Source organism: Pseudomonas sp. H26/SER47-MNA-CIBAN-0231 (assembly GCF_040310465.1).
Classification (GTDB): Bacteria; Pseudomonadota; Gammaproteobacteria; order Pseudomonadales; family Pseudomonadaceae; genus Aquipseudomonas; species Aquipseudomonas atacamensis.
This window is the reverse complement of record NZ_JBEOPW010000002.1, coordinates 468,829-487,011: the sequence shown is the minus strand read 5'-3', so window position 1 is coordinate 487,011 and position 18,183 is coordinate 468,829. Positions and strand designations below refer to the sequence as shown.

16 protein-coding genes are annotated in these 18,183 nt (G+C 61.1%); 6 read left to right on the top strand and 10 right to left on the bottom strand.

Annotated elements, in window-relative coordinates; translation table 11 throughout:
* Positions 1-187: 187 nt before the first annotated feature.
* From ycaC to AAEZ10_RS05115, 6 genes are all read right to left on the bottom strand, one after another.
* Positions 188-811, bottom strand: a complete 624-nt coding sequence (gene ycaC, locus AAEZ10_RS05140; RefSeq protein ID WP_016774080.1) for an isochorismate family cysteine hydrolase YcaC — start codon at positions 809-811, stop codon at positions 188-190.
* Positions 812-879: 68 nt separating this feature from the next.
* A complete protein-coding gene (locus tag AAEZ10_RS05135; RefSeq protein WP_042609477.1) occupies positions 880-2,718 on the bottom strand; it encodes an amidohydrolase in 1,839 nt (612 codons plus the stop codon).
* A gap of 40 nt (positions 2,719-2,758) precedes the next feature.
* Positions 2,759-3,385 carry an antibiotic biosynthesis monooxygenase gene (locus AAEZ10_RS05130; RefSeq protein ID WP_350568183.1) on the bottom strand — a complete coding sequence of 209 codons (627 nt, stop codon included), beginning with the start codon at positions 3,383-3,385 and terminating at the stop codon, positions 2,759-2,761.
* On the bottom strand, positions 3,378-3,791 hold the full coding sequence (locus AAEZ10_RS05125) for a DoxX family protein (RefSeq protein WP_024012430.1): 414 nt from the start codon (positions 3,789-3,791) through the stop codon (positions 3,378-3,380). The genes AAEZ10_RS05130 and AAEZ10_RS05125 overlap by 8 nt, the downstream gene beginning before the upstream one ends.
* A gap of 242 nt (positions 3,792-4,033) precedes the next feature.
* The gene (locus AAEZ10_RS05120; RefSeq protein ID WP_122707082.1) at positions 4,034-4,957 is read right to left on the bottom strand and encodes a LysR family transcriptional regulator; all 924 of its coding nucleotides are present in this window, start codon (positions 4,955-4,957) and stop codon (positions 4,034-4,036) included.
* 54 nt (positions 4,958-5,011) lie between these two features.
* Complete coding sequence (locus AAEZ10_RS05115; RefSeq protein WP_122747229.1) at positions 5,012-5,995, bottom strand: MBL fold metallo-hydrolase; 984 nt, start codon at positions 5,993-5,995, stop codon at positions 5,012-5,014.
* A 236-nt stretch (positions 5,996-6,231) separates the two neighbouring features.
* Between AAEZ10_RS05115 and AAEZ10_RS05110 the strand changes: the two genes are divergently transcribed.
* Positions 6,232-6,663, top strand: a complete 432-nt coding sequence (locus AAEZ10_RS05110) for a helix-turn-helix domain-containing protein (protein ID WP_071171751.1) — start codon at positions 6,232-6,234, stop codon at positions 6,661-6,663.
* Positions 6,664-6,797: 134 nt separating this feature from the next.
* A complete protein-coding gene (locus AAEZ10_RS05105; protein ID WP_350568178.1) occupies positions 6,798-9,722 on the top strand; it encodes an ATP-binding protein in 2,925 nt (974 codons plus the stop codon).
* Here AAEZ10_RS05105 and AAEZ10_RS05100 read toward each other — a convergent pair.
* The gene (locus tag AAEZ10_RS05100) at positions 9,687-11,159 is read right to left on the bottom strand and encodes an ATP-binding protein (protein ID WP_350568174.1); all 1,473 of its coding nucleotides are present in this window, start codon (positions 11,157-11,159) and stop codon (positions 9,687-9,689) included. The two genes, AAEZ10_RS05105 and AAEZ10_RS05100, sit on opposite strands and share 36 nt — an antisense overlap.
* 90 nt (positions 11,160-11,249) lie before the next feature.
* Positions 11,250-12,200, bottom strand: a complete 951-nt coding sequence (locus AAEZ10_RS05095) for a GlxA family transcriptional regulator (RefSeq protein WP_125916447.1) — start codon at positions 12,198-12,200, stop codon at positions 11,250-11,252.
* 220 nt (positions 12,201-12,420) lie between these two features.
* On the opposite strand from AAEZ10_RS05095, the gene AAEZ10_RS05090 reads away from it, so the two are divergent.
* Positions 12,421-13,143, top strand: a complete 723-nt coding sequence (locus AAEZ10_RS05090; RefSeq protein ID WP_350568171.1) for a pirin family protein — start codon at positions 12,421-12,423, stop codon at positions 13,141-13,143.
* A 42-nt stretch (positions 13,144-13,185) separates the two neighbouring features.
* Here AAEZ10_RS05090 and AAEZ10_RS05085 read toward each other — a convergent pair whose 3' ends face one another.
* Entirely contained in the window at positions 13,186-13,692 is a 507-nt protein-coding gene (locus AAEZ10_RS05085) for a hypothetical protein (RefSeq protein ID WP_350568168.1), read from the bottom strand.
* 181 nt (positions 13,693-13,873) lie between these two features.
* Positions 13,874-14,749, bottom strand: coding sequence for a LysR family transcriptional regulator (locus tag AAEZ10_RS05080; RefSeq protein ID WP_130929170.1), 876 nt, complete (start codon positions 14,747-14,749; stop codon positions 13,874-13,876).
* Positions 14,750-14,860: 111 nt separating this feature from the next.
* On the opposite strand from AAEZ10_RS05080, the gene AAEZ10_RS05075 reads away from it, so the two are divergent.
* From AAEZ10_RS05075 to AAEZ10_RS05065, 3 genes are all read left to right on the top strand, one after another.
* Positions 14,861-16,060, top strand: coding sequence for a YbfB/YjiJ family MFS transporter (locus AAEZ10_RS05075; RefSeq protein WP_122751111.1), 1,200 nt, complete (start codon positions 14,861-14,863; stop codon positions 16,058-16,060).
* A gap of 61 nt (positions 16,061-16,121) precedes the next feature.
* On the top strand, positions 16,122-17,120 hold the full coding sequence (locus AAEZ10_RS05070) for an NAD(P)H-quinone oxidoreductase (RefSeq protein ID WP_339100137.1): 999 nt from the start codon (positions 16,122-16,124) through the stop codon (positions 17,118-17,120).
* Positions 17,121-17,233: 113 nt separating this feature from the next.
* A complete protein-coding gene (locus AAEZ10_RS05065; RefSeq protein WP_016774066.1) occupies positions 17,234-18,178 on the top strand; it encodes an alpha/beta hydrolase in 945 nt (314 codons plus the stop codon).
* The last annotated feature ends 5 nt before the right edge of the window (positions 18,179-18,183 follow it).

Genomic DNA, 18,183 nt, shown 5'->3' with positions numbered 1-18,183 from the left:
GCTCACCCCCTCACCCCAGCCCTCTCCCCCTAAGGGGGCGAGGGTGAAAGGGAGCCGATCTCCATGCGTTTCAAGAGCGGAGCTCGGCTCGGTATTGCAGGTCGATGCAACTCTAGCAAACAACGCGGTCAGTCCCCTCTCCCTCCGGGAGAGGGCTAGGGTGAGGGGCTTTTGACTTTCGACCAGATTACTTGGCAGTGAACTTGGTGTAGCTGTTGATCAGGTTGCGATAGTTAGGCAGACGCTCGGACAGCAGATGCGCCAGACCTTCCATGTCGTTGCGCCAGTCGCCTTGCAGCTCGCAGGCCACAGCGAACCAGTTCATCAGGTGTGCACCGGCGGCGGACATCCGCGCCCACGCTGCTTGTTGCACGGTGGTGTTGAAGGTACCCGACGAGTCGGTGACGACGAACACTTCGAAGCCTTCAGCGATCGCCGACAGGGTCGGGAAAGCTACGCAAACGTCGGTCACGACACCGGCGATGATCAGTTGCTTGCGGCCGGTGGCCTTGATCGCTTTGACAAAGTCTTCGTTGTCCCAGGCGTTGATCTGGCCTGGACGCTGAATGAACGGCGCGTCTGGGAATTGCTCGAGCAGCTCAGGCACGATCGGGCCGTTTGGACCTGCGTCGAAGCTGGTGGTCAGAATGGTCGGCAGCTTGAAGAACTTGGCGATGTCGCCCAGTGCCAGCACGTTGTTCTTGAACTCGTTCGGCGAGAAATCCTGCACCAGCGAGATCAGACCGGTCTGGTGGTCGACCAGCAGGACGACGGCATCATCTTTGTTCAGACGCTTGTAAGGAACGCTCATGGCAAAACTCCTGGATGGATGGTTGTTGCGGGAAGCGCCGGCCCTGATGACCGGCGCTTTTTTCAAACTCAGAACGCGAAGCAGGAACAGCCGAACGCGCCCCAGAAACCGGCGAAATCGCTGACCGGCGCATTCGACATCCGCGCTTTTTCATGGCTGTGGGTGTGCACGGCGCATGGCCCGCTGCACTGGTGAACCTGCGCTTGCAACGGCGAGTTCGGGCGCCAGTGGCCCGGGACTTTGACTACCGGCGACCAGTCCGGCAGCACCGGAATCGAGCGCGGGCCGAGGTCTTCGAAGTCGCCGGCGGCGTAGACAATCTTGCCGCCGACCACGGTCATCACCGACTCGATCCACTTGATCGCTTCTTCTTCAACGCTGAAGAAGTCCGCGCTCAGTGCAGCGAGGTCTGCCAGTTGGCCGACACGGATCTGGCCTTTTTTGCCCTGCTCCGAGGAGAACCAGGCGCTGCCGTGGGTGAACAGTTCCAGCGCGGTGCTGCGTGGCAAGCCTTCTTCGTAGAGGGCCAGACCGCCAACGGTGCGGCCGCTGACCATCCAGTACAGCGAGGTCCACGGGTTGTAGCTGGACACGCGCGTGGCGTCGGTACCAGCGCCGACCGGTACACCTTCGGCGAGCATGCGCTTGATCGGTGGCGTGGCTTCGGCGGCTTGTTTGCCGTAGCGATCGACGAAGTATTCACCCTGGAACGCCATGCGATCCTGAATCGCGATGCCGCCGCCCAGCGCTTTCACGCGCTCGATGTTTTGCGGAGTGATGGTTTCAGCGTGGTCGAAGAACCACGGTAGACCGTTGAACGGAATGTCGCGGTTGACCTTCTCGAACACATCGAGCATACGGCTGATCGATTCGTTGTACGTGGCGTGCAGACGGAACGGCCAGCGCTGCTCAACGAGGTGGCGCACCACCGGTTCCAGTTCCTGTTCCATGGTCTGCGGCAGGTCCGGGCGCGGTTCGAGGAAGTCTTCGAAGTCGGCGGCGGAGAACACCAGCATTTCGCCGGCGCCGTTGTGGCGCAGGTAGTCGTCGCCCTGATGCAACTTGACGCTGCCGGTCCAGTTCTGAAAATCGGTCAGCTCTTCTTTCGGCTTCTGGGTGAACAGGTTGTAGGCGATGCGTACGGTCAACTGATCGTCTTTGGCCAGTTGCTCGATCACCTGGTAATCGTCCGGATAGTTCTGGAAACCACCACCGGCGTCGATCGCACTGGTCAGGCCGAGACGATTGAGTTCACGCATGAACTGGCGGGTCGAGTTGACCTGGTATTCCAGTGGCAGCTTCGGCCCCTTGGCCAGTGTGGAGTAGAGAATCATCGCGTTCGGCCGCGCGACCAGCATGCCGGTCGGGTTGCCGTTGCTGTCGCGCACGATCTCGCCGCCCGGCGGGTTCGGCGTGTCGCGGGTGTAACCGGCCACGCGCAGGGCGGCGCGGTTGAGCAGCGCACGGTCGTAGAGGTGCAGGATGAACACCGGAGTATCCGGCGCGGCCTGGTTGATTTCTTCCAGGGTCGGCATGCGTTTTTCGGCGAACTGGAATTCGTTCCAGCCACCGACCACGCGCACCCACTGCGGGGTCGGCGTGCGATCGGCCTGGTCTTTGAGCATACGCAGCGCGTCGGCGAGCGATGGCACACCTTCCCAGCGCAGTTCGAGGTTGTAGTTCAAACCGCCGCGAATCAGATGCAGGTGCGAGTCGTTGAGGCCAGGGATGACGCAGCGGCCCTTCATGTCGACTACTTGTGTGGCGCTGCCTTTGAGAGCCATGGCCTCGGCATCGTTACCGACGGCAACGAAGCGACCGTCCTTGATCGCCACCGCACTGGCCAGTGGTTTTTCCCGGTCTACGGTATGAAACTGGCCATTGAATAAAATCAGATCGGCGCTCATCGCAGTTCCTCAAGCGAAAGTGAAAAGAAGCAAACCCCGCTCAACGCGGCGAGGTTTCTTGGGAATCGAGGTGTTCATGGGCCTGGCTGGCTTCCAGCCACGGGGTGAACAAACGGGTAACCGGCGGCATCACCACGTAGACCACCGAGAGGACGATGGTCAGGGTGATCAGGAACGTGGCGACCACGTAGTTGGACAGAAACGGATGCAGCGCCAGAAGCGGGCCCCAGATCAGCGGCACCAGCAGGGTGTGCGGCAGAATCACCAACAGGGTGACAACGGCCTGCTTCCAGCGCGGCGGTGGCGAGCCGGCTTCGGCCAGCGGTGTGAACCAGAATTCATTGACCGGCGCGACTTCGGTCTGATCGCCATCGGCCAGCATCGGTGCGGCTTCAGCCACCAGCGCCTGACGCTCGGAGGATTCCAACCAGCCCTGCATCGCTTCGGTGGAGCTGAAGCGCAATACGCACGTGTAAAAATCCAGACGCCCGCGCTTGCCGCGCACCACGTCCACACCCAAATGCCCTTCGCGCTGCCCGGCGACGTGCACGATGTTGCGCAGCCATGCTTCATACGCCGATTCGAAACCGGTTTTGACCGAGTGTTTGATGATCAACGTGACGGTCTCATCGGCCCCCGGTGCTTGTGAATTGAGGACTTCAGGCATAACGCAGCACTCCGGGCAAACGAACAGGAATCGCCAGCCGTCCGGGCCCGGCGATCAATACGGTGGTGAAAAGAATCAATAGCAACCAGCCAAACTGCCCTTCAGCCACACTCCATTGCGGATGCACGACCAGCAGCGCCACGAGCAGTACAAAGAGAATAGGCAAGCAGGCCAAACGCGCCAGCACACCGGCGACGATCAGCAACGGGCAGAGGACTTCGGCGAAGATCGCCAGGATCAGGGTCAGGTGGGCGCCGAGATGGAACGGGTCTTCGATCAGTTGCAACTGCGCGGTGAAGTCCAGCAACTTCGGCAAGCCGTGCACCCACAACAGAAACAACCCGCCGCTGACCCGCAGGAACAGCAACCCGATGTCGCGCGCCTGTTCATCCCTCGTAGCAATCATGACCCGACCCTTTGAATGTCATTGACGGGAATCATGCCAAGGCCGGCGCGGGAGAAATTGGATGGGTGTGCTTAGTTGCTTTTCAGACCACAGAATTCCCTGTGCTTGATCGTTCCCACGCTCTGCGTGGGAATGCAGCTCGGGACGCTCCGCGTCCCATCCAACGCCGAACGCGGAGCGTCCGTTGAGGCATTCCTTTGCTGCGCGTGGGAACGATCAGCATCGGAGATCGGCGCTGGGATCTAGATCGCCGGAATATCCAGCGGCGCGGCCATGAACTGGCTGATCCGCGAGCGCAGCCATTTCTCTGCCGGGTCGTTGTCGTGCACCCCGCTCCAGGCCATCGACAATTGCGCGGCATCGATCGGGAATGGCGGGTCTTCGGCACGCAGGGCGCAGCCTTCGACCAAGGCACAGGCGGCGTAATCCGGCACCGTGGCGATCATCTCGGTACCGGCGAGCAAGGCGCGCAAGCCGCTGAACTGCGGCACACCAAGAACCACCCGGCGGCAGCGGCCGATCTTGGCCAGATCCAGGTCGATGTTGCCGCTCAGATCACCGGAGAACGACACCATCGCATGCGGACGCTCGCAATATTCGTCCAGCGTCAGCGGCCCCGGACGGTCGTCGCCGCGCAGCACTTTGCAGGGAATATCACGCAGCTTCTTGCGCTTGGCATTGGCCGGCAGATCCGTGGTGTAGCTGACGCCCACGGAGATTTCTCCAGAGGCCAACAGCGCCGGCATCAACAGGTAGTTGGCGCGGCGTACCACCACGACAATCCCCGGCGCCTCCTGCTGAAGCTGGCGCAACAGCGGCGGAAACAGACCGAACTCGGCATCGTCCGACAGACCGATGCGAAACACGTCGCAACTGCTCGCCGGTTCGAATTCCTTGGCGCGGCTGACCGCGCCGGAAATCACGTCCATCGCCGGTTGCAGCTCCTTGAGGATCGCCAGCGCCCGCGCCGTCGGTTCCATACCGCGACCGTTGCGCAGCAGCAACGGATCGTCGAACAGATCACGCAAGCGCCCCAGCGCAGCACTGACCGCCGGTTGGCCCATGAACAGTTTTTCGGCAACGCGGGTCAGGTTCTTTTCGAACATCAACGCTTCGAAAATCACCAGCAGGTTCATGTCGACGCGGCGCAGATCGTTACGGTTCATGGGCGTGGTTTCCTTATCGGTGTCAGACGCTTTTTGCCACTGGCGCTGGGCACTTTACTCGATCAACGGCACTTTCGCCGCGCGTTTGTAGGGGCCGTACTCCACCGGCACCCACTGGAAATGTTTGCCCTCGGCGGCGATGTGGCCGATGCCCGGGAACGGCAGATGCGCTGCCGTCACCCAGGTCTTGCTCGCTGCCGCAGCACTGAACACTGCCTGCCGACTGGCGATCGCTTGCTGACTGTTCACGTCGAAACCGATCGAGACTTCCGGGTGCAAGAACTGCACCGCGAGGTTGTGCACCAGATCGCCCATGAACACGATGCTCTGCTGCTGCGAGGTGAAGCGGTACGTGGTGCTGCCCGGCGTATGCCCGGCTTCGAGGGTTGCTTCGACCAGTCCCGGCAATGGCGACTGCCCGGCGGCAAAAGTCTTGAAGCGACCGGCGGCAACGTAGGGCGCCGTCGAATCCTGGGCAATTTTGAAAAACTCTTTGGCGCCGGCCGGAGCCTTGGCCAGTGCTGCCGGATCGAGCCAGTAGTCGGCCTCGGCTTTGGCTGCAAACACGGTGGCGTTGGCGAACACCGGTTTCTTTTCGGCATCGACCAGACCGCAGACGTGATCGAGGTGCAGGTGGGTCAGCAAAATTGTGTCGACCTGCTCAGGCTTGTAACCGGCGGCCTGCATGTTGGCCGAGAGTTGGCCTGCGGTGGCGCCGATGCACTGCCCTGCGCCGGTGTCGACCAGAATCAGTTGCGCGCCGGTGTTGACCAGAAAGGCATTGAACGCCGTCTGCACGCCCGGGGTTTCAATCGAACGGCGTGCGAGCAGCGCGCGAATCTGACTCTGGCTCATGCCCTGCAACAACTTCGGCGACAAATCGTTGTAACCGTCGAACAACGCGGTGACTTCGTAATCGCCCACCGCCAAGCGGAAATAACCCGGCGCCTGAGTGCCCACCTGCGGTGCCTGCGCCATAGCGCCGGACATTGCCAGCATGACCGCCAGGGTCGTTGCTGCTTTCACCAAGCCTTTCATTGCATTCCCCTTTGAAACTGGCCAACGGCGGCCGTGCTTTGTCGACATCGTCGCGCAAAGCACCGGGCGCTGACTTGCAAGGATGTGCTGAGTTCCAGCCTGAGCGAGGAAATTAACAACGATTAACTCGTCAGCCTCACGCCCTCACCCAACAATGAAGCCCTCTGCGCAGCGTTGCTTTTTTGACCTGAGGGAATGCGCCGACCGTGCCTTCCCCACCGACACGGACCTTGGCCATGGCTTATCTACAGCAAACCGTCGCCCTCGCCCCTGCCTGCGAACCGCGGAAAAACACGACTGGCGGACTCAGTCCACAGCGTGAACGCCAGATCAAACAGTTGATCCTCGATCGACTAGGCGAAAGCCTGGAAGTGGCGGAACTGGCCCGTGCCTGCTCACTGTCGCGCAGTCATTTCTCCCGCGCATTCAAGTGCAGCACCGGCCTGTCGCCACAGGACTGGATCCGCGCCCAGCGCCTGGCCCGGGCCAAGTTGCTGATCCAGCACACCGACTTGAGCCTGACGCAAATCAGCCTCGAATGCGGCTTCTGCGATCAGGCGCACTTCTGCCACATGTTCACCCGCAGCGAGGGCATCAATCCCTTCGCCTGGCGCTGTCGAGTCATGGGCAGACCGAAAAACAACGCAGCGCAGCCTGCGGTGTTTTGACTGCTGCCGTTACGCCACCCGTTGCACTGATGCTCAAACCTGAGGATTATGCCCGGACACCCCGGATCAGACGGCCTGCGCATGCGCCAGGCACTGATTCGCCCTGTCCGCCGCATCACCGCAGGAGCGCGCTGTTGAGCTTTTCCCCGAATCAGGCCATTGCGTTTGGCCCCTATCGGATTCATCCCGGGCAACGACTGCTACTTGAAGGCCAACAGCCTCTGCGCCTGGGACGGCGGGCGATGGACATCCTCCTGATTTTGCTGGCCCACGCCGGTGAAGTGGTGAGCAAACAGCAATTGATGGCCGGGGTCTGGCCAGACAGCGTCGTCGAAGACATCAATCTGCGCGTGCACATGGCGGCCCTGCGCAAAGCGCTTGGCGACGGGCAGAACGGCCAGCGCTACATCGTCACCGTGGCGCAGCGCGGCTACAGTTTTGTCGCACCGATCGTGCTCGACAGCATCGAACAAAAACCGGCGACGCCCGTCGCCAGACACAACCTGCCGCTGCGCCGTACGCGAATGATTGGGCGCCAGCCCGTGATCGATCACCTGATCGCGCAACTGCCGCGCCGACGCTGCATCACTCTGGTCGGTCCCGGCGGCATCGGCAAGACCACCGTCGCCCTGCGCGTCGCCGAACAATTGCTCGACCAGTATCGCGACGGCATCCGCCTGGTGGACTTGGCGCCCATCGCCGATCCCGCGCTGATCGGCTCGCATCTGGCGACGCTGCTTGATCTGTCCGCGCCAGAAGGCGATGCGCAGGCTGGTCTGGTCGACGGCCTGCGAGAACGGCAAATGTTGTTGGTGATCGACAACTGCGAGCACTTGATCGATGCGGTCGCGTCGCTCAGCGAGCAGATTCTGCGGGGGGCGCCAAAGGTGCATATCCTCGCGACCAGCCGCGAGAGCCTGCGCGCGGAGGGCGAGTTCGTGCAGCGTCTGGAATCGCTCGAATGCCCGTCCATGTCGACGCCGATGGAGCCGGCCGAGGCGCTGGGCTTTGCTGCGCTGCAACTGTTTGTCGAGCGCGCGACCGCGGCGCGGGAAAGCTTTGAACTGAGCCCTGCACAGCTGCCGCAAGCGATTGAAATCTGCCAGCGTCTGGACGGCATCCCGCTGGCGCTGGAACTGGCCGCCGCGCAGGTCAGCGAATTGGGCATGGACGGATTGCTCAAGCAATTGCGCGAGGGTTTGCCGCCATTGTCGGCCGGAGACCACAGCAGCGCCGAGCGCCACCTGACCCTGCGCGCAACGATGGACTGGAGCTTCAACCTGCTCAACGCCTGCGAACAAACCTGTCTGCGGCGACTGGGGATTTTCCGCGGCAGCTTCACGCTCGCCTCGGCGGCAGCGGTGGTCATCGGCCAACAGATCGATCCCGGCGCGGTGTTCACCGCTGTCACGCAACTGGTGGCCAAATCCCTGCTGAGCGTCGAAGTGGGTGATGAAGATGTTTTCTACCGTTTGCTCGACACCACGCGCCACTACGCACTGGAAAAACTCGAACAGGCCAACGAGCTCAGCGCAACCCGCCAACGCCACGCCGAGCGCTGCCTGACACTGATGCAGCAGGCGCAGGCGGATTGGGACAATACTCCGACTGTATTGTGGATGGAGCGCTATGCCAGGGGGCTGGAGGACTTGCGCGCGGCGCTGGACTGGAGCCTCGACGGGCCGGGCCCGGATGAGCTGGGTGTGCAACTGGCAGCCGCGTCGGCACCGTTGTGGCAGGAGCTGTCGTTGCTGCGCGATTACAGCCGCTATGTGCGCCGGGCACTGAGTCTGCTGGAGGCTTCGCCAGCAGGCTCGCTCCTGCCGCCCTGCCCTCGCCTGCAAATCGCCTTGAAACTGGCGCTCGGCAGCGCCAGCTACCACACCTGGGGCGGCACGCCCAAAACCATCCAGGCCTTCATCGACGCGTGCCGCTTAGCCGAAGAACACGGTGACTTGGCCGGGCAACTGCGGGCGATATCGGGGCATATGGCGGTCAATCTGAGTTGCGGGCATTACCGCATGGCGCTGGCGCAGAGTGAGCAATTTGATCGCATCGGCGTGCACGGCGAGCCATTGCTGTCGCTGAGCACGCATCGCTTGCGGGTGCTGGCCCTGCATTATGCCGGCGACCAACCGCAGGCCCGCGTACATGCCGAGCAGGTGCTGCAACGCATGGCCCACAGCGGCCATCTCAATCGTTTCACCCATGGCTTTGGCGTGCAGTACGACCAGAGCGTCGCTTCGCTGACGGTGCTGGCTCGCGTGCTGTGGTTGCAGGGTCTGCCAGAACAGGCATGGCGCGCGGCACGGCAGGCGCTGGATATTGCCGTGCAGATCGACCATGGCACATCGATCTGTTACACCCTGGCGCTGGCCAGTTGTCTGATCGCCCATTACAACGGTGACGCCGCTAACGCCCGCGCGCTCCTGCAATTGTTGCTGGAGCAGTCGCAGAAGCATTCGGTGCTGCTGTTCAATAATTGGGCGCGGCACTACGCGCAGGTGATCGATCCGGATAATGCCGCGCCGATATCGACGCAGAGCAGCGGTTTGATCCGGGAAGTGATGGTTACGCTGGATGAGCGTTTTGTCGATGAGGCACTGGTGGAGCGCGCGCGCAATGGCGATGCGGGATGGAGTGCAGCGGAGATATTGCGGGCGCGGGCGGCGGCATTAGTGAAAGGTTCAGAGTGGCCCCTTCGCGAGCAGGCTCGCTCCCACAAGGGGTCGGTGTCGGGCGCAAATTCCGAGTTGTGCGCTGTTTCCTGTGGGAGCGAGCCTGCTCGCGAATCGGCCTGCTCAGACACCGCTGAAACCCGAGAAGCCGAACAAATCCTGCAACAAGCGCTGACCATCGCCAGAAGCCAAGGCGCGTTGGCCTGGGAACTGCGCAGCGCCACGGACCTTGCTCAGCTATGGCAACGCCAGTCCCGCCATCGCGAAGCTTTGGATTTGCTCAGCCCCCTCTACCAGCGCTTCACCGAAGGCTACGCCACACCGGACTTGCGCAAGGTCCGCCTGCTACTCGACAGCCTGCGCGAGCAGTGCCCGGCCTGACGCATTGCGCGTGCGGCTGAGATAGCGCGCATGACGCTGTTGCAGTTCGAGCCTGTCGTCGCTGCGCTCAAAGCGATCACGAGCATAGCGGCGTACGGTGTTGAGCATCCAATAGCGCGCCGTTGCCCGGTTGGGTTCTTGAATGAGCAACGACTTGCGCGCCAACCCTTCGATAATTGCGCTCAACCTGGATCCCGCCAGATCCACGCTGCTGATCACGCTAAGCGCAGCCTCCAGAGTAAAGCCCGTGCTGAACACCGACAGACGCAGCAGCACACGCTGTTCCATTTCCGTCAGGTACTGGAAGCTCCAATCGATCGCAGCGGCCATCGACTGATGGCGTGGTTCCGCGGTGCGCCGGCCTTGGCCAAGCAACTGCAGACCGTTTTCAACCTGGGCCTGTAAGCCGATCAAGCCCAGCGCGTCGATCTGCGCAGCGGCGAGCTCGATCGCCAGCGGCAGACCGTCCAGTTGGCGGCAGATTTCGCGCACACCTGGCAAATCCTGTTGACGCAAACTGAAGCCCTGTTGCCGCGCTCGCGCGCGATTGACGAACAACTGCACCGCCGGATAGCCCATGGCTTCATCGACGGAGTTCAATGTAGAGCGCTTGGGAATCGCCAGCAGCGGCACGTAATGAACGGCTTCCTGTGGAATGTGCAAGGCTTCGCGGCCGGTGACCAGAATCGACAGGCGAGGCGCGGCATGCAACAGGGTCTCTACCAGAGCCGCGCAACTGTCGCGCCGGTGATCGCAGTTATCCAGCACCAACAAGGCGTGCCGGCCGGTCAGTGTGAAAAAGTCTGTGTTCAGGGTGTGCAGCAGGTGGTCGAGCAAGAGCTTGTCATCTTCGAGCCTGGCAAGGTCGACCCACCAGGCGCCATCACGAAAGTATTGCAGCAGCAACTCCGCCACGCGCAGTGCCACAGTGGTTTTGCCAACACCCGGCGCACCGGTAATGGTCATCAAGCGGCACACCGGCATTTGTCGAACCAGACTACCGATCAGGGCGTCGCGCCCACTGACTGGCGTCAGTCGTGCGGGAAGATTGTGCAGTGGCGTGAGGGCGGCAGCGGGCATGTGCAGCGCATCACTTGTGCCCTGCTCCACCGGGGCGACAAAACTGTAGCCGCACTGCGCCACGTGAATGATGTAACGCTGGCCGTTGGTGCCGTCGCCCAGCGCGCGGCGCAACGCCGCGATGTGCACCCGCAGGTTGATCTCTTCGACGATCGAAGTCGGCCACACACGAGCAATCAACTGCTCTTTGCTGACTATCTCGCCCGCGTGTTCGAGCAGCACCTGAAGAATGTCCATGGCGCGCCCACCCATGCGCAGCGGCTGCTCGCCTTCAAGAACCAGACGCTGGCGCACATGAAAGGCGTAGGGGCCAAAACGCAGCACCGAACCTTGGCTTGTGTCGTTGTGATTATTCATGCCAAACATCTTGGCACTGTTGCGTGACGATACAACCGCCGGAGCCGACGCAGCACGGACATCCGGCTGCGTCTGACGGACAGAACCGCTCTAGCTGAACTGTTCGCGGTATTGTAACGGCGTAAGACCGAGCTTCTCGGCGAACAGCGAGCGCATGTGCCGGACACTGCCGAAACCACTTTTGTAGGCGATGGTTTTCAGTGGCAGATCGCTGGTTTCCAACAGGTTTCGCGCGCAGTCAATGCGGGCATTCTGCAGAAACTCCATCGGCGTCATGTTGATGTCACGAGCAAACAGGCGAGCAAAGTGCCGTGCGCTCATATTGGCCAATCCGGCCATGCGCTCCACTGTGAAGGGCTCATCCAAGTGTTCAAGTACGTAATTCTGCGCGCGGGTGATGGGCGTTTCTTGCGGTGAGACTGCCGCCATCAACGGGCTGAACTGCGCTTGCCCGCCCTGGCGCTTCATGACCACCAACAACACCTTGGCGACGTCCTGGGCGATTTTCTTGCCGTGATCCCTGGCCACCACCGCCAGCGCCAGATCGATGCCAGCGGTCACGCCCCCCGAAGTGATGAGATTGCGATCCTCAACGTAGATCTGGTCGGTGGTCACCGTGGTTTTCGGGAAAGCCTTGATCAGGCGCTCGGTGTAGTTCCAGTGCGTGGTGACGCGATAACCATCAAGCAGGCAGGCATGGCCGAGGATGAATGCGCCGGTACAAATCGAACCGTAACGCTCCGCGCGCGGCACGGCTTTTTTCAACCAGCCAAACAGCTCGGGAAATCTCTGGTTATAGGCGCCGGGGCCGCCGGGCACCAATAACAGGTCATAGCGCTCGGCCGCCTCGTCGATGTGCAGATCAGCCTGAACCTGTACACCATTGGAAGCCTTGAGCAAGCCGCGCTCCGTCCCTAGTGTCGTCAGTTGATAGTGCAAATCAGGTTTCAGATAACGGTTGGCGACTGAAAACACTTCCAGCGGCCCGGCCATGTCGAGCATCAGAAAGTCGGGGAACAGCACCATTGCCACGGTTTTCATGGGAGGCATCACACATATTCAAGGGTCAAGACGCACGTTACAGCCGGGGCATTATGGCCAACTGAGTCGTGATGAGCGTAATCGAATACGTGAACCATAACGCAAAACTGTCAACCTGAGCCGGACAGTCTTTCAATTTCCATCTACTTATTGCCTCCCAAGGTAACCAGTAACCTTCTCCTCACTCGGACGAATTCACGTCCAGCCAGGAGATTTCATCATGCTGACTCTTCGCAAAGCCTCCGATCGCGGCCTCGCCAATCACGGCTGGTTGAAGTCGTTTCACACCTTTTCTTTCGCCAGCTACCGCAACCCGCGTGAACAGGGGTTCTCCGATCTGCTGGTGATCAACGATGACCGGGTCGCCGCCGGCAAAGGTTTTGGCCAGCACCCGCACCGCGACATGGAGATCTTTTCCTATGTGCTCGAAGGCGCGCTGGAACACAAGGACACCCTCGGCACTGGCTCGGTGATCCGTCCCGGCGACGTGCAATTGATGAGTGCCGGCAGCGGCGTGGCGCACAGCGAGTTCAACCACTCGGCCACCAAGCCCGTGCACTTTCTGCAAATCTGGATCGTGCCGGACGTCAGTGGCGCCAAGCCGCGCTATCAACAGGAACACTTCAGCGCGCAGAAAAAACGTGGTCGCCTGCAACTGATCATCTCGCCGGACGGTAGCAACGGTTCTCTGAAAGTCCGTCAGGATGCGCGGGTCTATGCCGGATTATTCGACGGCAACGAGAGTGCCACGCTGAAATTGCCGGCCAATCGTTACGCCTACGTCCACGTTGCGCGTGGCAGCGTCGAACTCAATGGCCAAGCCTTGCAGGAAGGCGACGGCGTGCGGGTTCGTGAAGAACAGCTGCTCACTTTGAGCAATGGTACCGATGCAGAAGTGCTGGTGTTCGACTTGCGCCCTCAGGAGTTGCCGGAAATGCCATGATCTGGCTCGATGCAGAACGGCCTTCCAATGAAGGCCGTTTTTTTATTGCGGCGGCACTATTGAGGGTTGTATGACAGGTTCGGGTGACGATACCTCTTTGCCAATCTGAATCGCTGCCAGCGTGGTTTGTATCGTGGTCAACACCGCCGCCTGATTGGCGAAATGTGCGCCAACCAGCAAGGAAGCCACGCCGAGGAAATGCACAGTGGTGGCAGCCCAGTAATTGGCCTTGACCGTCGATGCCTGTCTGATCGCTTCCCGCGATTCGTCGGCAATTTTCTGCACGCCCATCCACATCAGGTCATAACGCTTGTCCCGTTCCTGTAGTGCCTTGTCCCGTTCAAGATAGACCTTGTCCCGCTCTGCCTGAGCAGCCAGGAACCCGCGAATGTCGGCGCGCATTTCTGCCACGCGGCCATCCATCCTGGTCTCGATGGTTTCTATCCTGGCATCGAATTCTTCGCGACTTATGCTGCTCATGATTTGCCTGTCCCGCCCCGCGTCCGATCTGTCCGTGACTGCATATTGATTCACTTCCCTGATTTTCAATTCGACACCTTTCTGCGGCTACGCGGCCTTCCCTGGCTCTCCGTTTCGATGCGTCACTGAGGTCTGCATCGAGCTGTAGTGACAATAGAACTCATCACGGACTACAACAAGCCGGCCCATTCTGTCTCGGACGTAGGCTGTTTCGTCAGCAGTTGTAGCCTCGGGCAAAACCCTGAACCACTTATTCGTTTTCCAGCGCAAACGCCTCCACGATCTGCTCGATTACGGCCCGTACCCGCGCGGTGTGGCGCAAGTCGGCGTGGGTGACCAGCCAGACTTCATACGGCTGCGGCCGGGTCCGCTCCGGCCAGAGTCTGACCAGGCCATCGCGTTCGCCCATGTAAACAGGTATCTCGCCTACCCCGAGGCCAGCGGCAATCGAGCGGCGCACCAGAAGGCTGGAGCTGAGCGTGGTGACGATGCGTCCGCGGGTCAACGGTTCAGAGACCAGCGTTAGGTCTTTTTTGCTCTGTAAGTACGGCTGATAGACCACCAGATCATGGCCCTCGAAAGCGCTGCCGGGCTGCGGTTCTCCATGGCGATCGACATAGGCCTGTGCTGCGAAAAGTCCTACAGGCCAACGGGCGATTCGTCGAGCGATCAGATCAGGGTTATCCGGCCGGGTATTGCGCACCGCGATATCGGCCTCGCGCTTGGCCAGACTGAGGATTTGCGTCGACGCATCCAGCTGGATCTGCACATCTGGATGTTGATCATGCAGGCGCGCCATCGCCGGAATGATGAAGTCAATGGCCATCGAGTCGGTGGTGCTGACCCGTACGTTACCGGTCAGACGGTCATCCAGCCCGTGGATGTGTCGCTCCAGTTCCAGCGCCGAATGCTCCATTTTTTCCACACTTTTACGCGCCGTTTCACCAACGGCGGTCAGCGCATAACCGTCGGAGGTACGCAGGAACAGCGTCGCGCTCAATGCCTTCTCCAGCGCAGTAATGCGCCGTCCGACCGTGGCCTGATCGACGCCCAGAACACGCGCAGCCCCGCGCAATGTCGACTCGCGACAGACCGCCAGAAATACTCGCGCATCATCCCAATTCATACGGATCCTCTTTGAAGCATTTTTGCATCACTCTGCCGCTTAATCGCTGCGTATGCGCAGCAAAGATAGCCGATAAGCTGAGCGCCATACACCTCTTGTGAGATCGCGATCATGCGTACTGCAAACTCTACCGGCATCTGGCTGCCGATCTTCGCCGGGCTTTGCGCCAGCCTGGTCAGCATTGGCCTGGCGCGTTTCGCCTACACGCCGCTGATCCCTTCGCTGATTCAGGCGCAGTGGTTTTCCGCCAATGATGTCGTCTACCTCGGCGCGGCCAATCTGGTCGGCTACTTGATCGGCGCCCTGCTCGGTCGGCCCATGGCTCACCGAACAGGCAACCGCAACGCCTTGCGCCTGATGATGCTCGCGGTCACGGGAGCATTTTTTGCCTGTGCTTATCCGCTGTCGGTGAGCTGGTTCTTCGGCTGGCGTTTGCTCTCCGGGATTGCTGGTGGCGCGATCATGGTGCTGGTGGCGGCAACCGTGCTGCCTCACGTTCCGGCTGCTCGCAGAGGCTTGGCCAGTGGCGCAATCTTCCTCGGCATCGGCCTGGGGATTGCCGGCTCCGGCACCATCGTGCCGCCACTGCTGACTCTTGGCTTGCAGGCAACATGGCTGGGACTGGGCGCGCTGGCGTTGTTGCTGACCGCAGTGAGCTGGTTCGGCTGGCCTGCGGATACCACGCATGCCGTGGCTGCGCACGCAACGTCGGCTGATGAGCCAACACCGTCGGGCGTTTACCTGTTATTCGCTCAATACGCGTTCATGGCCGCCGGGCTGGTGCCTGCAATGGTGTTTCTGGTGGATTACGTAGCGCGTGGATTGGGTGCCGGGGCGCATATCGGCGCAATGGTCTGGGTCATGTATGGCCTGGGGGCGATTGTCGGACCGGTGACTTACGGGTTTCTGGCTGACCAGCTTGGCGCCCGTACTGGTATTCGACTGGTGTTGGTAGTACAAGCCATCGCCCTCGGTTTGCTTGCCGTCTCCCATTCATTTCTGGCGCTGGCTTTACTGGCGGTGATTCTCGGCTCTTTCCCGCCGGGCATCGTGCCGCTGGCCTTGGCCCGGGTGCATGAACTGGTGCCGTCGCATCACCGTCAGCAGATCGCCTGGAGCCGTGCCACTGTGTCATTCGCAACCTTTCAGGCGCTGGCCGGGTTTGCCTATTCGGCATTGTTCAATGCCTCGGGCGGCCAGCACACGCTGCTGTTTGTGATCGCCGCTGGCGCGATCGTCGTCGCTCTACTGCTGGAGCAAGCCATGCGCTGGCTGCCCTCTACAACTGAACCCCGTTGCGCGGCGAACTGAAGGGAATCATTGCGCGCTGCCAGCGTTCCCATCTACACGACCTTTTTCACAGGAATCGACAATGTCACTGCCCAACGAAATGACCCGTATTGAAATCACCGAACCCGGCGGCCCTGAAGTATTGCAAGCCAGGCGCGTGCCTCTGCCGACCGTTGCCGAAGGCCAAGTGCTTATCCGCGTTCACGCTGCCGGCATCAATCGTCCGGATGCCTTGCAGCGCGCCGGCAAATATCCGATGAAACCCGGGATGGACCCGATTCCCGGCCTGGAAGTGGCTGGCGAAGTGGTTGCACTGGGTCCCGGAGTTACGCGGTTCGCTGTGGGCGATCGTGTGTGCGCACTGACCAATGGCGGCGGATACGCCGAGTATTGCGCGGTACCCGCCGGCCAGACTTTGCCTGTGCCGGATGGAGTCGATTGGGTCCAGGCCGCCGCGATTCCGGAAACGTTTTTCACCGTCTGGGCCAACCTGTTTGGCCTCGGCGGTGCCAAGGCCGGCCAGCGCGTGCTGATTCACGGCGGCACCAGCGGCATCGGTACCACCGCGCTGATGCTCTGTCGTGAATTCGGTATTGAGGCGTTCGCCACCGCCGGCAGTCCTGAAAAATGCGCCGCAATCAGTAAACTTGGCGGGCAGCCGATCAACTATCGGGAAGAAGATTTTGCCAAAGTCATTGCCGAGAAGACCGCAGATCAAGGCGTGAACGTGATTCTCGACATCATGGGTGGCTCGTATCTGAACGGCAACATCAGCGCACTGGCGATGGACGGCCGACTGGTGATGCTCGGTTTTCTCGGCGGCGCCCGCGCCAACGACATCGATCTGCTGGCGATCCTCGGCAAACGCGCGGTGGTCACCGGTTCGCTGCTGCGCGCGCGTACCGCTGCGGAGAAAGCCGCGATCGCCGATCAACTGCAAGAACACGTTTGGCCTGCCCTCGGCGCCGGGCGCTGCCTGCCGATCATCGACAAGGTTTACCCGCTGGCTGACGCGGCTCAGGCCCATGCCCGCATGGAGGGCGGCGATCATATCGGCAAGATCGTCCTGCAAGTGGCGTGAGTGATTGCAGCATCTTGTAATCGTTGCACGTGCACGGTGGTCGAAAATAATCACGCGCAGACCGAGGCATCTGGTAAAAAGCGTTCTTTGTCTGCGCCGTGGTGAAACGATTAATGTTCCTGTCCTTGCTGACTCGTCTGCGACGCCGCCGCCTGGCGTTCGCCATGATGGCCGCGCTGATCATTGGCGTGCCGACGAGTTGTGCGGTGCTGGAACACACCGAGCGCAAACTGCTGTTCCGTATCGAGCCGGGCACCGCCGGCTGGTATCGCGGACTGCCCGGCAGCGTTCAGGAACTCGATCTGCAACCGAAGAGTTTCAAGGCCGGGCAGAACATCCATGCCTGGTGGTGGCCGGCGGAACGTGCCAATGCCCCGGCAATCCTTTACTTGCATGGCGTGCGCTGGAACCTCACCGGGCAACTGTTTCGCATCGAACAACTGCGAGCGGCGGGTTATTCAGTGCTGGCCATCGATTATCGAGGGTTCGGACAAAGCAAGGGTGATTTACCATCCGAAAGCAGCGTTTATGAAGATGCCCGCGTGGCGTGGGAGCGCTTCCAGTTGCTGCAACCGGACCCGAACAAGCGCCTGATCTACGGCCACTCTCTCGGTGGCGCGGTGGCGATTGATCTGGCGGCCGAACTGGGACAGAACGCGGCCCGCAACCACACACCTCTGCCGGTTCGCGGTCTGGTCATCGAATCAACCTTCACTTCCTTGGCCGATGTGGCTGCCGCCGTGGCGAACACCTCGCTCCCGGTGCGCTGGTTGCTATCGCAGAAATTCGATTCCATCGACAAGATCGCCGATATTCATATGCCGCTTTTGGTGGTGCATGGCCTGGCTGATGCCTTCGTGCCGCCGCGCTTCAGCGAGCAGCTGTTCAATGCCGCCGAGCAGCCCAAGCGCCTGTTGCTGGTGCCCGGAGCAACGCACAACAACAGCATGGCGCTTGGCGGTCAGGGGTATCGCAAGGCACTGGATGCGTTGATGCAGAGCAAGCCGTTGCCGCGGGTGGCCGGGCCGGCAGTCGCCAAGGGTTCTGGCGATTCCTAAGCTGT

Coding starts and splice junctions, on each gene's coding strand:
- AAEZ10_RS05090 (WP_350568171.1), top strand. CDS start 12,421: ATGCTGACTCTTCGCAAAGCCTCCGATCGCGGCCTCGCCAATCACGGC.
- ycaC (WP_016774080.1), bottom strand. CDS start 811: ATGAGCGTTCCTTACAAGCGTCTGAACAAAGATGATGCCGTCGTCCTG.
- AAEZ10_RS05115 (WP_122747229.1), bottom strand. CDS start 5,995: ATGAAAGGCTTGGTGAAAGCAGCAACGACCCTGGCGGTCATGCTGGCA.
- AAEZ10_RS05120 (WP_122707082.1), bottom strand. CDS start 4,957: ATGAACCGTAACGATCTGCGCCGCGTCGACATGAACCTGCTGGTGATT.
- AAEZ10_RS05095 (WP_125916447.1), bottom strand. CDS start 12,200: ATGAAAACCGTGGCAATGGTGCTGTTCCCCGACTTTCTGATGCTCGAC.
- AAEZ10_RS05070 (WP_339100137.1), top strand. CDS start 16,122: ATGTCACTGCCCAACGAAATGACCCGTATTGAAATCACCGAACCCGGC.
- AAEZ10_RS05130 (WP_350568183.1), bottom strand. CDS start 3,385: ATGCCTGAAGTCCTCAATTCACAAGCACCGGGGGCCGATGAGACCGTC.
- AAEZ10_RS05100 (WP_350568174.1), bottom strand. CDS start 11,159: ATGAATAATCACAACGACACAAGCCAAGGTTCGGTGCTGCGTTTTGGC.
- AAEZ10_RS05110 (WP_071171751.1), top strand. CDS start 6,232: ATGGCTTATCTACAGCAAACCGTCGCCCTCGCCCCTGCCTGCGAACCG.
- AAEZ10_RS05125 (WP_024012430.1), bottom strand. CDS start 3,791: ATGATTGCTACGAGGGATGAACAGGCGCGCGACATCGGGTTGCTGTTC.
- AAEZ10_RS05065 (WP_016774066.1), top strand. CDS start 17,234: ATGTTCCTGTCCTTGCTGACTCGTCTGCGACGCCGCCGCCTGGCGTTC.
- AAEZ10_RS05135 (WP_042609477.1), bottom strand. CDS start 2,718: ATGAGCGCCGATCTGATTTTATTCAATGGCCAGTTTCATACCGTAGAC.
- AAEZ10_RS05075 (WP_122751111.1), top strand. CDS start 14,861: ATGCGTACTGCAAACTCTACCGGCATCTGGCTGCCGATCTTCGCCGGG.
- AAEZ10_RS05080 (WP_130929170.1), bottom strand. CDS start 14,749: ATGAATTGGGATGATGCGCGAGTATTTCTGGCGGTCTGTCGCGAGTCG.